The organism is Cytobacillus stercorigallinarum, assembly GCF_014836495.1.
In the GTDB taxonomy this organism is placed as follows: Bacteria; Bacillota; Bacilli; order Bacillales; family Cytobacillaceae; genus Cytobacillus; species Cytobacillus stercorigallinarum.
The window spans coordinates 466,211-478,366 of record NZ_JACSQT010000001.1 but is presented as its reverse complement, the minus strand read 5'-3'; the positions used below and the strand labels follow the sequence as shown (position 1 = coordinate 478,366).

Annotated in this window: 16 protein-coding genes; 3 read left to right on the top strand and 13 right to left on the bottom strand. The window is 35.2% G+C overall.

Annotated elements, in window-relative coordinates; translation table 11 throughout:
• Positions 1–63: 63 nt before the first annotated feature.
• The 8 genes from H9655_RS02370 to H9655_RS02335 all read right to left on the bottom strand — a co-directional run bounded on the left by H9655_RS02370 (position 64) and on the right by H9655_RS02335 (position 5,877).
• Complete coding sequence (locus H9655_RS02370; protein ID WP_191810510.1) at positions 64–1,605, bottom strand: rhomboid family intramembrane serine protease; 1,542 nt, start codon at positions 1,603–1,605, stop codon at positions 64–66.
• A 94-nt stretch (positions 1,606–1,699) separates the two neighbouring features.
• Positions 1,700–1,891 (bottom strand): hypothetical protein, encoded by a 192-nt coding sequence (locus H9655_RS02365; protein WP_191810508.1) that lies wholly within the window; start codon positions 1,889–1,891, stop codon positions 1,700–1,702.
• 46 nt (positions 1,892–1,937) lie between these two features.
• Positions 1,938–2,720 carry a DUF92 domain-containing protein gene (locus H9655_RS02360; protein ID WP_191810506.1) on the bottom strand — a complete coding sequence of 261 codons (783 nt, stop codon included), beginning with the start codon at positions 2,718–2,720 and terminating at the stop codon, positions 1,938–1,940.
• Positions 2,721–2,725: 5 nt separating this feature from the next.
• The gene (locus H9655_RS02355; RefSeq protein ID WP_191810504.1) at positions 2,726–3,277 is read right to left on the bottom strand and encodes a 5-formyltetrahydrofolate cyclo-ligase; all 552 of its coding nucleotides are present in this window, start codon (positions 3,275–3,277) and stop codon (positions 2,726–2,728) included.
• A gap of 126 nt (positions 3,278–3,403) precedes the next feature.
• Positions 3,404–3,553 (bottom strand): 50S ribosomal protein L33, encoded by a 150-nt coding sequence (gene rpmG / locus H9655_RS02350; protein WP_057771568.1) that lies wholly within the window; start codon positions 3,551–3,553, stop codon positions 3,404–3,406.
• 64 nt (positions 3,554–3,617) lie between these two features.
• Positions 3,618–4,262 carry a hypothetical protein gene (locus H9655_RS02345; RefSeq protein WP_191810501.1) on the bottom strand — a complete coding sequence of 215 codons (645 nt, stop codon included), beginning with the start codon at positions 4,260–4,262 and terminating at the stop codon, positions 3,618–3,620.
• A gap of 5 nt (positions 4,263–4,267) precedes the next feature.
• Positions 4,268–5,446 carry a glycosyltransferase family 4 protein gene (locus H9655_RS02340; RefSeq protein WP_191810499.1) on the bottom strand — a complete coding sequence of 393 codons (1,179 nt, stop codon included), beginning with the start codon at positions 5,444–5,446 and terminating at the stop codon, positions 4,268–4,270.
• Complete coding sequence (locus H9655_RS02335) at positions 5,443–5,877, bottom strand: hypothetical protein (RefSeq protein ID WP_191810497.1); 435 nt, start codon at positions 5,875–5,877, stop codon at positions 5,443–5,445. Before H9655_RS02335 ends, H9655_RS02340 begins: the two co-directional genes overlap by 4 nt.
• Before the next feature lie 266 nt (positions 5,878–6,143).
• Between H9655_RS02335 and H9655_RS02330 the strand changes: the two genes are divergently transcribed.
• Positions 6,144–6,530 (top strand): hypothetical protein, encoded by a 387-nt coding sequence (locus H9655_RS02330; protein ID WP_318245435.1) that lies wholly within the window; start codon positions 6,144–6,146, stop codon positions 6,528–6,530.
• Positions 6,527–6,979 carry an endolytic transglycosylase MltG gene (locus tag H9655_RS02325; RefSeq protein ID WP_191810495.1) on the top strand — a complete coding sequence of 151 codons (453 nt, stop codon included), beginning with the start codon at positions 6,527–6,529 and terminating at the stop codon, positions 6,977–6,979. Before H9655_RS02330 ends, H9655_RS02325 begins: the two co-directional genes overlap by 4 nt.
• 207 nt (positions 6,980–7,186) lie before the next feature.
• Here the strand turns inward: H9655_RS02325 and H9655_RS02320 are convergent, their stop codons facing one another.
• Positions 7,187–7,777 (bottom strand): TetR/AcrR family transcriptional regulator, encoded by a 591-nt coding sequence (locus H9655_RS02320; RefSeq protein ID WP_191810493.1) that lies wholly within the window; start codon positions 7,775–7,777, stop codon positions 7,187–7,189.
• Between the two features lie 148 nt (positions 7,778–7,925).
• On the opposite strand from H9655_RS02320, the gene H9655_RS02315 reads away from it, so the two are divergent.
• Complete coding sequence (locus H9655_RS02315; protein WP_191810491.1) at positions 7,926–8,696, top strand: SDR family NAD(P)-dependent oxidoreductase; 771 nt, start codon at positions 7,926–7,928, stop codon at positions 8,694–8,696.
• Positions 8,697–8,781: 85 nt separating this feature from the next.
• On the opposite strand, the gene phoU is transcribed toward H9655_RS02315, so the two are convergent.
• The 4 genes from phoU to pstC are packed head-to-tail and all read right to left on the bottom strand — an operon-like array spanning position 8,782 to position 12,136.
• Entirely contained in the window at positions 8,782–9,441 is a 660-nt protein-coding gene (phoU, locus tag H9655_RS02310; protein ID WP_191810489.1) for a phosphate signaling complex protein PhoU, read from the bottom strand.
• A gap of 23 nt (positions 9,442–9,464) precedes the next feature.
• Positions 9,465–10,289: a phosphate ABC transporter ATP-binding protein PstB gene (gene pstB, locus H9655_RS02305; protein ID WP_191810486.1), complete on the bottom strand. Its 825-nt coding sequence runs from the start codon at positions 10,287–10,289 to the stop codon at positions 9,465–9,467.
• Between the two features lie 16 nt (positions 10,290–10,305).
• Positions 10,306–11,184 carry a phosphate ABC transporter permease PstA gene (gene pstA, locus H9655_RS02300; protein ID WP_191810484.1) on the bottom strand — a complete coding sequence of 293 codons (879 nt, stop codon included), beginning with the start codon at positions 11,182–11,184 and terminating at the stop codon, positions 10,306–10,308.
• 1 nt (position 11,185) lies between these two features.
• Positions 11,186–12,136 carry a phosphate ABC transporter permease subunit PstC gene (gene pstC, locus H9655_RS02295; RefSeq protein WP_191810483.1) on the bottom strand — a complete coding sequence of 317 codons (951 nt, stop codon included), beginning with the start codon at positions 12,134–12,136 and terminating at the stop codon, positions 11,186–11,188.
• Positions 12,137–12,156 lie beyond the last annotated feature (20 nt).

The following is a 12,156-nucleotide window of genomic DNA, read 5'->3' as shown; positions in this document are numbered from 1 at the left end:
TTTTAAGTTTCTAAGGAAAGATGTAGAATTTCCTAGGAAATATTCCCTTCCTGTCGAAATCTTTTATTTGCTTTCATTTAGATTGTCTTGTAGCTTGCGATAATCTTCTGAGTCGTGTAATTCTACCGCTTGATCCAGATATTTTTTCGCTTCATCCATTTGTCCTTCTCTTAAATATAATAAGGAAAGATTATAGTAAGCTTCATGGAATTGTTCGTTTTCTTCTATAGCCAGATGCAAATGACGCTTCGCTTCCTCTATCTCTCCTAATTGAATTTCCGCATAGGACAATAAAAAATAAGTTTGTGCAGTTGCACCTTCTTTATCAAACGGAGTAAGTTCTTGAATCATCATTGAGTAATTTTCTTTTTCTAAATGATTTTGTGCTTCTATCAAAGCCATCTCTTCTTGTGTTTGATCATTAGGGTTGTGATAGCCATAATAGAGACCCCCACTGATGAGTAGAGCCGTGAAACAAGCAATCAATAGTTGAACAACCCTTTTTCTCTTCTTAGGTAAAAGAACGATTCCCGTTGCTAAAAACCCGCCGATTAAACCACCAATATGACCAGCGTTATCAATTCCTGGTATCATAAAGCCTAAAGCTAGGTTAAACACAAGAACAATGATAATGTTCATACCCATTGTACGGAAAAATAATTTGGGTTTCATTATTCCAAAGAAAAGCAACGCGCCAAAACAGCCAAATATCGCTCCACTTGCTCCAGCAGATACGTTGGGACTCGTAATAAAACTTAGCAATGATCCCATAAAACCAGATAACAAGTAAATAAATATAAACCTTGTATTGCCCATTATTCGCTCAACAGCAGAGCCTAAGTAAAAAAGAGCGAGCGTATTCATCAATAAATGCAGGAAACCAATATGTAAAATGATAGGGGTAAAAAATCTCCACCATTCACCTGCTAAAATAAGCGGATTATATTTTGCACCACTCTCAATCAATACCGAGGTATTTGTACTTCCACCTTTCCATTCCAGCCAAAAGAATGCTAAAACTTGTAGTGCGATAAACAAATATGTAAAAATGGGCTTACCTTGACTAAAAACCTCTTTTTCTTCTTTCGCTTTATTTGCGGCGAACCTTAAAGTTTGGTTTTTTAAGTTTTCGATTACTTGTTCATCAATTTCATCGTCAGATGTTGCTTCTAAGGAGAAAAGAGGTTTCTCAAAGTATGGATGAAGTTGTTTCACTACCTCGTCCAACCTATCCACTGTCATAATGACAGATTCAACAGTTGTCTTCTCCATTTTAGAATGCTTAAAGGGCTTGTTAAGCTTATCCTCATAATCATCAACTGGTACAAATGGTGAAATATATACATTGAGCACAGTCATTTCTTTATGCCTTACTTGTTTTCGAATACGCTCACCATTAAACGCAACTGCTTCTATATCTCTTTGTAACCAGTTACTCCAATCTAAATTCTTCCTTAGCAAACGGATCACTTTCGTCTGTTTATTTTCTAACTTCTCAATCCAGAGTTCATCTTGTTTTTCAGAAAGCTGAATGAAGCGATATTCTTCTTGATGTAGTAAATGATAGGCCAATGACCAAAATAAATAAGCTTCTTTACTATTCACTTTTTCCCCCCTTCCTTACAATTATATATCTTATTATAGTGTATGTTTCTTTTTAACAAAATAAAAAGCCCTTATATAAACAGGGCTAACATCGTCATATACGTTCTTCATTATATTGTGGTTGAGGAAAAACTAGCTTCATTGCTTTCTCTCTTAAAAAAGGGCATTTTAACACGGCAGCAATGATAAAATTTTGCCTCGCTAAAAAGCCAACTAGGCGATAACGGTACTGATAAATAAAAACACCTGACAATACAAACAGTATTAAAGTCATTATTTTTCCCATTTCATTCCCTCCTGTCTATCACTATTATGCGAATCATTCTCTGCAATTATCCACCTGCTACAGTCACAAAGAACAAAATACCTAATAAACTCGCAAGACCACAAGATGAAAGGTTAACAAGATCATTATTAACTACTGTGCGACCGCCTAAATAGACCGTTTGACAATGACAATGCCATTTCGATTCGACTACCATATCACAAGCTGGACAACGATAGGTTACCTGAATAAAAGCACCCAATAACGTATCCAAGATATTTCCGAGGAAACCAAAGACAAATATCATAAGCATAGTGGAAAAAGATAATGAATAGGACAACATAGCAATCATAGCAATAGAGAAGGCACCCATTATGGCAGCAAAGGTTCCGAGGAAACTCATTGCTCCTGAAGTACCTGGCTCTACCTGCTTCAGATTCTTAATAGACAAAGGTTTTCTTTTACTTAAAGCACCTATCTCTGAGGCCCAAGTGTCAGAATTTGCACTCGCAATGGTTATCGTAAAAGCAATGAAAAAAATAGGAGAAGGAAAAATAATAAAAAGTACACTAAATAAAGCAGGTAATCCACCATTCGCAAACACTTGCTGCCAATCTCTTGTAGAACCTTTTTCATGACGTGCTTCGATTTGTTGCTTCTGCTTTTTCTTGTATTTTGACAATAAGCTTGAACTAATGAAAAAGAAGCCAAGGAGCAGTAGTCCCTTCCATCCAAAACCTATGCTAATCAATACACCAACAACAATTGCTGCTAAGGCGCCTGACATTGTAAGAAGTTGAAGAAGATAGCCTAAAAAAGCGGCAATGAGTACAAGAAAAATAAATATCAATTCTTTCACTCCGTAACTGTAATAATCTTTTGAACAGGTAAATCATGGGGGTCTAATGGCATTTTATTAACCACTTGCTCGGGAAAAGCTAATGAAAGGGTAACACCGTTATAATCTACTAAATAACGATCATAATACCCGCCACCAAAACCAATTCGATCACCCTTTAATGTATAAGCAACGCCTGGAACAATTAATAAGTCAATTTCAGAAGGCTGAACACTCTTTGTTTTGTCTTTTACTGGTTCTTGTAATCCAGAATAAACGACTTCTAGGTTGTCATAACTTGAAAAAATCCTAAAATCCATTTCCTTCGTTTTTGGTAAGCATTTTGGAATAGCCACTTGTTTTCCTTCCGACCAGGCCTGATTAATAATTGGAAAAGTATCGACTTCTGGGAAGCGTGATATTGTAAGAGCAACTACTTTAGATTGTTGCCAATGAGATGTGAGGAATAATTGCGATGCTAATTTTTCTGATAGTGATGTATATTGTTCATTAGTCATTGCTGTTAATTGTTGCATAATCTTCTTTCTCAGTTGTTTTTTATCCACCATTTTACTCTCCTCTACCATCAAATATAAAAAACACTTATTTAAACTCTCTAATCTTACCCAGCATCATCCCTGTGATGAAACCATAAAAAAGGAGACAAAAAAAAGCAGCAGGAATCTACCTACTGCTTATTTTGTCTCACGGTGTGTTGTAGAACGCTTTTCTCTTGGGCAGTATTTTTTTAGCTCAAGACGATCTGGATTGTTTCTTTTATTTTTTTTAGAAATATAGTTACGATCTCCGCATTCTGTGCAAGCTAACGTAATATTTACACGCATGTCATTTCCCTCCAAACTACTAAGCACTAGTTCGTTTCATACGACTTTTATATAATATCACTTTTTAGTTTGAAATGCTAGTATGTTTTTTTAAAAGTGTTTGATTTACTTGTAATAGCTGTTTTTGACAGTCATCGGTAATTGACCATGCTGTCCCTTCCATAGCGGATTTTCCTGTTATTTTAGCGGTATCCCCACATAAACTAACTACTTTTCCTTTTCCTATTGGATTGTATGATAATGTTTGTTTTCCGCCTTTGCCATATGACCATATTTTGTTATTATCCACTAGGGCTCGTTGCATCACTGTGTTTTCCTTCATTTTCACACCGTTCAATTGACCATTCACTAAGAATAATTGGCGATCAATCATATGATATATCAACTGTTCAATCGGAGAAATAAAGGAAAAATGTTGGTCATACTCTCTTGGATTACTATGCGCTATAAGTACTTTTATCTCTTTACTCGTGGATAGTTCATTGTAAATGTTGAAATTTAACAGAGAAATATGATGATCTATTCTCACCGTTTTTGTACGTATCGATAAACCCTCTACTTGATGTTCTCTTTCTTCTGCCATATCATTCATTTCGATCCAATAAACACTGTTACCTACGGCGATACCTAACGTTTGATGCAATAAATTTTCCTGAATTGACTGATTCCAATACTCAGTTGTATAAGGCATTTGCTCGATTATTTTCACATTAATCACCTTTTCTTTTGGAATTTATTCACTAGTCCGTTATTTCTATACACCTTTAACGTTTGTTTCGCTACCGTACCCCAGCTAAACTCTGTCTTGATTCTTTTTTGAGCTGCGCTTACGATTTGGTTTCTAAAGTTAGGTTTTGATAGTAGACAATCTATTTTTTTTTCAAGATTGACAACATCCACAGGATCGAAGAAAAGCCCTGACTCATTTTCAATGATAATTTCTATTAATCCCCCAGTTTTAGCTAAAAGTACTGGTAGACCAGCTGCCATCGCTTCTAAAGCCACCATTCCAAATGGTTCGTACAAACTAGGGAAAATAGCTAAGCTAGCATATTCCATCCAGATGTCACGCTCATCATCGTTAACAAAACCAATAAATTGAATCCATTCATCGATTTGTTTAGCATGCACTTTTTGTCTGTAATAAGATAATAACGGGCCTTGTCCAGCGATAATGATTTTTAAGTTTGTATTTTTTTTCTTTAACCTTTCAGCAAGGACAATAAGAATATCGAAACCTTTCTCTTCTACCATCCTCCCCATTGAAAAAAGGTATGGTCTATCTTGAGTAAAATGAGAATGCAGGTTCTTATCTTTTTTCATTGGCTCACTTACACCATTTGGAATGATGGAAAGGGTCGAAGATGGCTGTTCGTATTTATATAGCAATTCATTTTTCATAAAATGACTACAAACTACGAGATGATCGGCAGATGCCATTAATAATTTTTCTTGTCTATCGATAAAACTTTGTCTCTCTGTATAAATTCCATTATGTCTACCTGCCTCAGTTGAATGAATAGTAGCGATAAGCGGTATATCCATTGCCTTCTTTAAAATGATACTACAAGCTGCAACAATCCAATCATGGGCGTGAATCAAATCTATTCCATTCTCCTTAATCACTTCTCTTGCCTTCTCTTCCATCGCTAAATTCACCGAAGCTACCCAATGAAGAAATGAATCAGTTCGCATAAGTGGTGCCACACGATGAATGACTACATTATTTTGTACTTCAAAGGCTTCGTCAATTGTCTGCCTTTTCACTGTTAGCACATGAACGGACACCTTTTCTTGTGCGAGTGATTTCGCTAATTCACTTACATGGCGACCAAGGCCACCAACAATATACGGTGGATATTCCCAAGTTAACAGTAAAATACTCTCAGTCATTGCTTCACTTCATAATAACTATACCCACACACTTGATGGGTCCAGTCAGCATTTATTTCTGATGATAATTGGACAGTTCCCGCTCCACTACCTATTTCAGTAGTATGTAAAGGAAGATAATTGTCATCCATTAACTTCAAACAAAGGGTGATGCGGTAAGAGTGATATTTTGTTTTAATGGCGTTTCTAATGATTCTCATCGATTGGTATGGTGGAATAAAAAACTCATATAGATCGGAATGATTTTTACAGTATGATTGAAGCTGAATAACTTGTAAGCAACTTCTTATATCTTTGTTGTAGTAGAGCGAGAGAAGATCATACTTTTCTTGCCTAATCTTCCAACTAATATAAATATCTTTGTTGATAATTTCTGTTTTTAAAGGTAATTCTCCTGACGAATGTATCATGTGATTCTGACTGATTTCCATTTGCTAACCGTTCCCCTTGTCAGATTATTCTATATATTAATGGTAGCATTGAATGGCCAAGCCCACAATAAACAGATTTTGTCGCTTTATGCTATCTATCGCTATACTTGCCCTCTTGATAAGCATTTTTTCTTCACCGACTTATTTCACCATTTATTCGACAGATATCATGATGATTTACTCGACAAATTCCATAGGGGATTCTTCAAAGTTAGCACGGCTTGTCGATATATATGGTAGAATAACTTTGATAATAAAGCTTTGAGGTGAGAATCATTATCTATCTATTTGCCGTTTTATTCGTTATCGCTATCCTGCTATTTATTTTATCCTTTTTTCTTAAAGATCCTTACCGTTCCTTAAAAGACGAGATTGACCAATTATCAATCCAACATATAAAAGAAATATATCAAATAAAGAAAAAATTAAAACTGTTAGAAGAAGAATTATTGATAGACGAAATCAAACTTCCAAAAGCCTCTGAGTTATCTAGACCTCTGAAGAAGGAAGTTCATGATATTATTAAAAATCAAGTTCTTTTACTTCATAAGCAGGGACTTTCAACAGCGCAAATCGCTAAGCAATCTTCTTTATTGGAAGATGAAGTATTAGCCATTATCACAGCTAGTCAACTTAAAGGTGAAAAAGTATGAATAAATATCTTTTAAGAGCCTTTTCAACTGGTGTATTTTGTACAACCCTTATTCTTCTTATTGGTTATATGCTAATGAATGACGAGAACAAGGACAAGCAAATGATTGATAAGACAAAGGCTCAAACTTATGTAAAAGAACAAGGTTATCATGTTTTGACGGATGATGAGATTGATAAACTCGTTGAAGAAAAATTAGAACTTAATAAACAACAGGAAGAATTACCTAAAGAAGATACTACCATTACAACAGAAATAAAAATCGAGAGTGGCATGCTTCCGCAAGAGATTGCGAAGCAACTTGAAGAGGCGGGCATCATTGAATATAGTGAGGACTTTACTAGCTTTTTAAAAGAATTCAATTATAGTCAAAAGCTACGTGTTGGTACATATAAAGTAAATAATCAACAGTCGTATAAAGAGCTTGCTGATTTATTTAGCAAATCATAGAAAGCGAAACCCTATCTCAATAAATCTTACTAGGCTGCAATTACACTCATAAAATAGAGTTAATTACAGCCTTCTATTATTAAATTACAGAAAAATATAGTTACCACTTCGTTCAATACACCCGTCCAATTTAGAAATTGACACTTAACTTCCCCGCTTGATCTATTAAATAAAAAAGGTTCCTTATCACAAAAAATCCCTACTACTTTATTTCAATTTTCTAGTAAATGAAACAGAATTTACCTTTACATGCAATAAAGATGTTAGTTGTTCAGATAAATAAATGGGCGATTCTTCAAACTCTGTATCAATCCAATGCTTAATAAAACCCAAAATAGTATACGCCTGGTAATTTGTATATAATTTATGATCTATCACAAAATTATCATCTCCTCCAAAGTCTATTTGAATATTATTAACATATTGCTTAAGTGCTTTTATAAATTTATTTTCAAACGTATAAGAAACATCACTTTGTAATAGAGACTTATAATAATGTCTATATTTAAATATATGGTTAAATAATTCTTTTGTAGAAGGTAAAATACTTTGGTCAATTTCATAATCTCGTTGATTCAAAGTACTATTTTCCATCTTGGAGATTAAGTCCCCAATTGCTTCGTCCATCACTTCTTTTAGAACTTCTTCTTTTCTATAGTAATGGTAATAATATGTGCTTCGATTAATATTTGCAGTAGTTGTTAAGTCAGTTATTGTAATTTTATGAAAGGGTTTTAGTAGTAATAATGTAACCAGAGCATCTTTAATCCTTTGTTCAGTGATTAGATTTTTACTCATTAACTTATCCACCTCTCCTTATAACCCCAACAAATATAAACCTTTTTGTTGGTTGTTAAAGAAAACAAAAATAATTATAGTGGTATTGTAATCGATTACAACAATGTTTAAAAGCTAAATTCTATAATTATCTAAAGGGGACTTTTATATGGGTAGATTAACTGGAAAAGTGGCTATTATCACTGGTGCAGCTAGCGGAATGGGTTTGGCAGGTGCACAAATTTTCGCAAAAGAAGGCGCTCAAATTGTAGCAACTGATATAGTTGAAGACGCTTTACAAGTGAAAGTTGAGGAAATTATTAATAATGGTGGAGAAGCCATTGCATTAAAATTAGATGTTTCAAGCCAAGAATCATGGTTAAATGTCGTTCAAACGACAATAGAGAAATACGGTAAGATTGATATTTTAGTCAATAATGCAGGAATTCATATGGCTAAAGGAATTTTAGAAGCAGAATTAGATGACTGGAATAAAGTGATGGCCATTAATACAACGGGTGTATGGCTTGGAATGAAATCCGTTATACCTTATATGCAACAGAATGGCAAAGGGTCAATTATTAATACATCTTCCATTGCAGCAATTGTGGGTGGAGTCGCTGATGCACAAGGGGCAGCGTACAGTGCATCCAAAGGCGCAGTTAGAGCACTTACTAAACATGGTGCTCAGTGGTTTGGAAAAGATAATATCCGAGTGAATTCCGTACATCCTGGTGCAATCTTTACAGGTATGGTTGAGAAAGCTGGAATTAAAACACAAGAAGAAATGGGAGAGAACTATAAAGGTTTAACTCCATTACCTCCTTATGCTGGAGAATCATTGGATATTGCAAATGCATACTTATACCTTGCATCAGACGAATCTAAATTTGTTAATGGAATAGAATTGGTAGTCGACGGCGGTTGGATCAGTAACTAATTTTAAATCAAATAAATAAGATTCACATGATGTTCTTATAAATAAAAGAACGAACCTCTATGATGAAAGAGGTTCGTTACTTTTATCAATCATTCAAATCAAATTGCTTACCTTTCACTAAATAGAAGATATGCTCAGAAATGTTAGTGACATGATCTGCTGCACGTTCTAAATATCTACAAACAAAAGATAATTGAGTAATTTGCGGAATTCGCTCGGATTGCTCACCACTTATTCTTAGTAAATCAACAATCGTTTGCCCATACAAATCATCCACTTCATCATCCATGTCAGCAACAGCTTTTGCTTTTTTAAGATCTTCTTCATTGAAAGCAGATAATGAATCGTTTAACATCGTTAAGCAAATCGCATGCATTTGTTTAATATGAACAATTGGCTTCACATGGTCTTCTTTCCCAATTCTAATAGTGGATTTAGCAATATTGACAGCAAAATCAGCAATTCTCTCAATATCCGTTGCTATCTTTATTGCGACAATAATTCTTCGCAAGTCAATAGCTACTGGCTGTTGTTTTGCAATCAATAAAATGGCATAATCATTAATTTCTTCGTACAATATGTTTGCCTTTGTGTCATTTTCCATAATCTCTAAAGCTAATTCTATATCATGATTCTCAAGTGCCTGAATCGATAAAGAAAGTGCATTTTCAGCAAAATGACCTAAGTCTAATAATTTCCCTCTTAATACTGCTAATTCTTCATCAAACTTCTCTCGTACTGGCAATATAATCAGTCTCCTTTACTTAATTAACCGAACCTACCGGTAATATAATCTTCCGTTCTCTTATCAGTTGGATTAGAAAAGATTTTATCTGTTTCTGCAAATTCTACTACTTCACCATTTAAGAAAAAGGCCGTTCGGTCAGATATTCTAGCTGCTTGTTGCATATTATGTGTCACTATGATGATACTATATTCTTTTTTTAATATTTGTACAAGCTCTTCTACCTTTAGTGTAGAAATCGGGTCTAATGCAGAAGTAGGTTCATCCATTAGTATAACATCCGGTTCGATCGCCAGACATCTTGCAATACATAGTCTTTGTTGTTGACCACCTGATAATCCGTAAGCGTTATCCTGCAATCTATCTTTTACTTCATCCCAAAGTGCTGCTCCTTTTAAACTCTTTTCAACAATTTGATTCAGCACTTTCTTATCTCTTATACCATGAATTCTCGGACCATAAACAACATTTTCATAGATCGATTTAGGAAAGGGATTCGGTTTTTGGAACACCATGCCCACTTTTGTTCTTAATTCCTCTACTCCGTAACGTTTATCAAAAATATTACGTCCACGATATTGAATTTCTCCCGATGTTTTTACTGATGGCACCATTTCAATCATACGGTTCAACGCTTTAATATATGTCGATTTTCCACATCCTGATGGTCCGATTATCGCTGTTACTTCATTTTCATAAATATCTAAATTGATTTGTTTTAATGCATGATTACTTCCATACCATAGATTTAATTCTTTTGTTTGATAAACTTTATTTTTGGCATGAAGATTTTTGTCGTTGAAAATTGAATCGGCAGCTTCTTTTTTGGGTGCAACCAATGTACTCATATTCTCCACTCCTCGTTTAAAACCTTTTTTGAAATTTATTTCTGATTAACACAGCAATAGAATTCATCACAATTAACATGATTAGTAAGACAATAATGCCCCCCGCTGCAACGGCATGAAACTCTTCTTGCGGTCTACTCGTCCAGTTATAGATTTGCATTGGTAAGACAGTAAACATATCGAATACAGATTGAGGTAAAAACGCTAAGAAAAGTGGTAAACCAAGCACTACTAATGGTGCCGTTTCCCCGATTGCACGAGAGAGAGCTAAAATGGTTCCTGTTAATATGCCAGGTAATGCAGCAGGCATAACCACCCTTACAATTGTTTGCCATTTATTAGCTCCCATTCCAAATGATGCTTCTCTTAGCTCCATCGGTACACTTCGAATCGCCTCTTGAGATGCGACGATTATGATTGGTAATACTAGTAAACTCATCGTTAAGCCTGCGGCCAATACACTTGTCCCTAAAGTTAATGCTCTCACAAAAACCGTTAATCCTAATAATCCAAAAACAATCGACGGAACACCAGCTAAGTTAGAGATATTAATCTGTATCAGTGAGGTAAACTTATTTTTACTCGCATACTCCTCTAAGTAAATGGCTGTTCCTACACCAAGTATAAGCGTTACAGGGGCAACAACGCCCATTAACCAAATCGTCCCTATTAAAGCTGTTTTAATACCCGCTTGTTCTGGATTACGTGAAGGTAAGGATTGCAAAAACTGCCAGTCTAAATATCCAATTCCTTGAGTGATTATGCGATACAATAATATCGCAAGAACCACTAATGCCAATGCAGTCGCAAACATGAACAAACCTTTAAAAACGGAATTCTTCCATTTTCGTGGTGACATTTTCTTTAGTACTTGATCATGATTAATTAATTTCATACTAGTATTCCTCCCTAAAGCGCTTGGAGATGAATTGGGCGAGCATATTCATGAACAAGGTGAAAATAAACAATGTAAATCCAACTGCGTAGATACTATAATAGATGGTCGTACCATATCCAGCATCTCCCTGACTGACTTGGACAATATAAGCCGTCATTGTTTGAATACTACTTGTCACATCAAAGCTTAAATTAGGCGTAGAGCCTCCTGCGACAGCAACAATCATTGTTTCACCAATCGCTCTTGAAATGGCTAATACAATAGAAGCGACTATACCTGAAACAGCGGCAGGGATAACAATTTTAATGGCCACTTCAAGTTTGGTTGCCCCTAATGCATAAGCCCCTTCTTTCATCACTTTAGGTACAGACGACATGGCATCTTCTGATAATGAGGCAATCATTGGTGTAATCATAATTCCGATAACGATCCCTGGGCTAAGCGCATTGAATATTTGCAGGGATGGGATCATTTCTCTAAGCACCGGTGTCACAAAAGTGAGAGCAAAAAACCCATAAACGATAGTAGGTATGCCTGCTAATACTTCTAAAATAGGTTTAATAACTCTCCTTGTTCGATCACTCGCATACTCACTCAAGAAAATAGCTACAGCGAGACCAATCGGGACTGCCACAACTGCAGCTATAAGAGCAACTTTTAACGTTCCTGATATTAGCGGTAGAATCCCATATGAGCCCTGTGTTTCAGAAAATGGGTACCACTTTTGTGCGGTAAAAAACTCTTTGATACTAACGTGACTGAAAAAAGTCGTTGTTTCCACAAATAATGTCACAACGATCCCAATCGTCGTTAATACTGACACAATCGCCGTTAATAATAAGATAACTGGAACAATCTTTTCTGACTTTATTTTATTTTGACTTTTAGATTTTTTTTGTTGTATAAGTTCTTGCACAGAAATCGCTTTTTCTTCTTGATGTAAATTCATAGTTGATCCCCCCTTCATTA

Bases quoted from the DNA above. Each gene is read 5' to 3' on its own strand.
- H9655_RS02365 (WP_191810508.1), bottom strand. From the start codon at position 1,891: ATGGGAAAAATAATGACTTTAATACTGTTTGTATTGTCAGGTGTTTTT.
- H9655_RS02355 (WP_191810504.1), bottom strand. From the start codon at position 3,277: ATGGTGGATAAAAAACAACTGAGAAAGAAGATTATGCAACAATTAACA.
- rpmG (WP_057771568.1), bottom strand. From the start codon at position 3,553: ATGCGTGTAAATATTACGTTAGCTTGCACAGAATGCGGAGATCGTAAC.
- H9655_RS02340 (WP_191810499.1), bottom strand. From the start codon at position 5,446: ATGACTGAGAGTATTTTACTGTTAACTTGGGAATATCCACCGTATATT.
- H9655_RS02335 (WP_191810497.1), bottom strand. From the start codon at position 5,877: ATGGAAATCAGTCAGAATCACATGATACATTCGTCAGGAGAATTACCT.
- H9655_RS02325 (WP_191810495.1), top strand. From the start codon at position 6,527: ATGAATAAATATCTTTTAAGAGCCTTTTCAACTGGTGTATTTTGTACA.
- H9655_RS02320 (WP_191810493.1), bottom strand. From the start codon at position 7,777: ATGAGTAAAAATCTAATCACTGAACAAAGGATTAAAGATGCTCTGGTT.
- H9655_RS02315 (WP_191810491.1), top strand. From the start codon at position 7,926: ATGGGTAGATTAACTGGAAAAGTGGCTATTATCACTGGTGCAGCTAGC.
- pstB (WP_191810486.1), bottom strand. From the start codon at position 10,289: ATGAGTACATTGGTTGCACCCAAAAAAGAAGCTGCCGATTCAATTTTC.
- pstA (WP_191810484.1), bottom strand. From the start codon at position 11,184: ATGAAATTAATTAATCATGATCAAGTACTAAAGAAAATGTCACCACGA.
- pstC (WP_191810483.1), bottom strand. From the start codon at position 12,136: ATGAATTTACATCAAGAAGAAAAAGCGATTTCTGTGCAAGAACTTATA.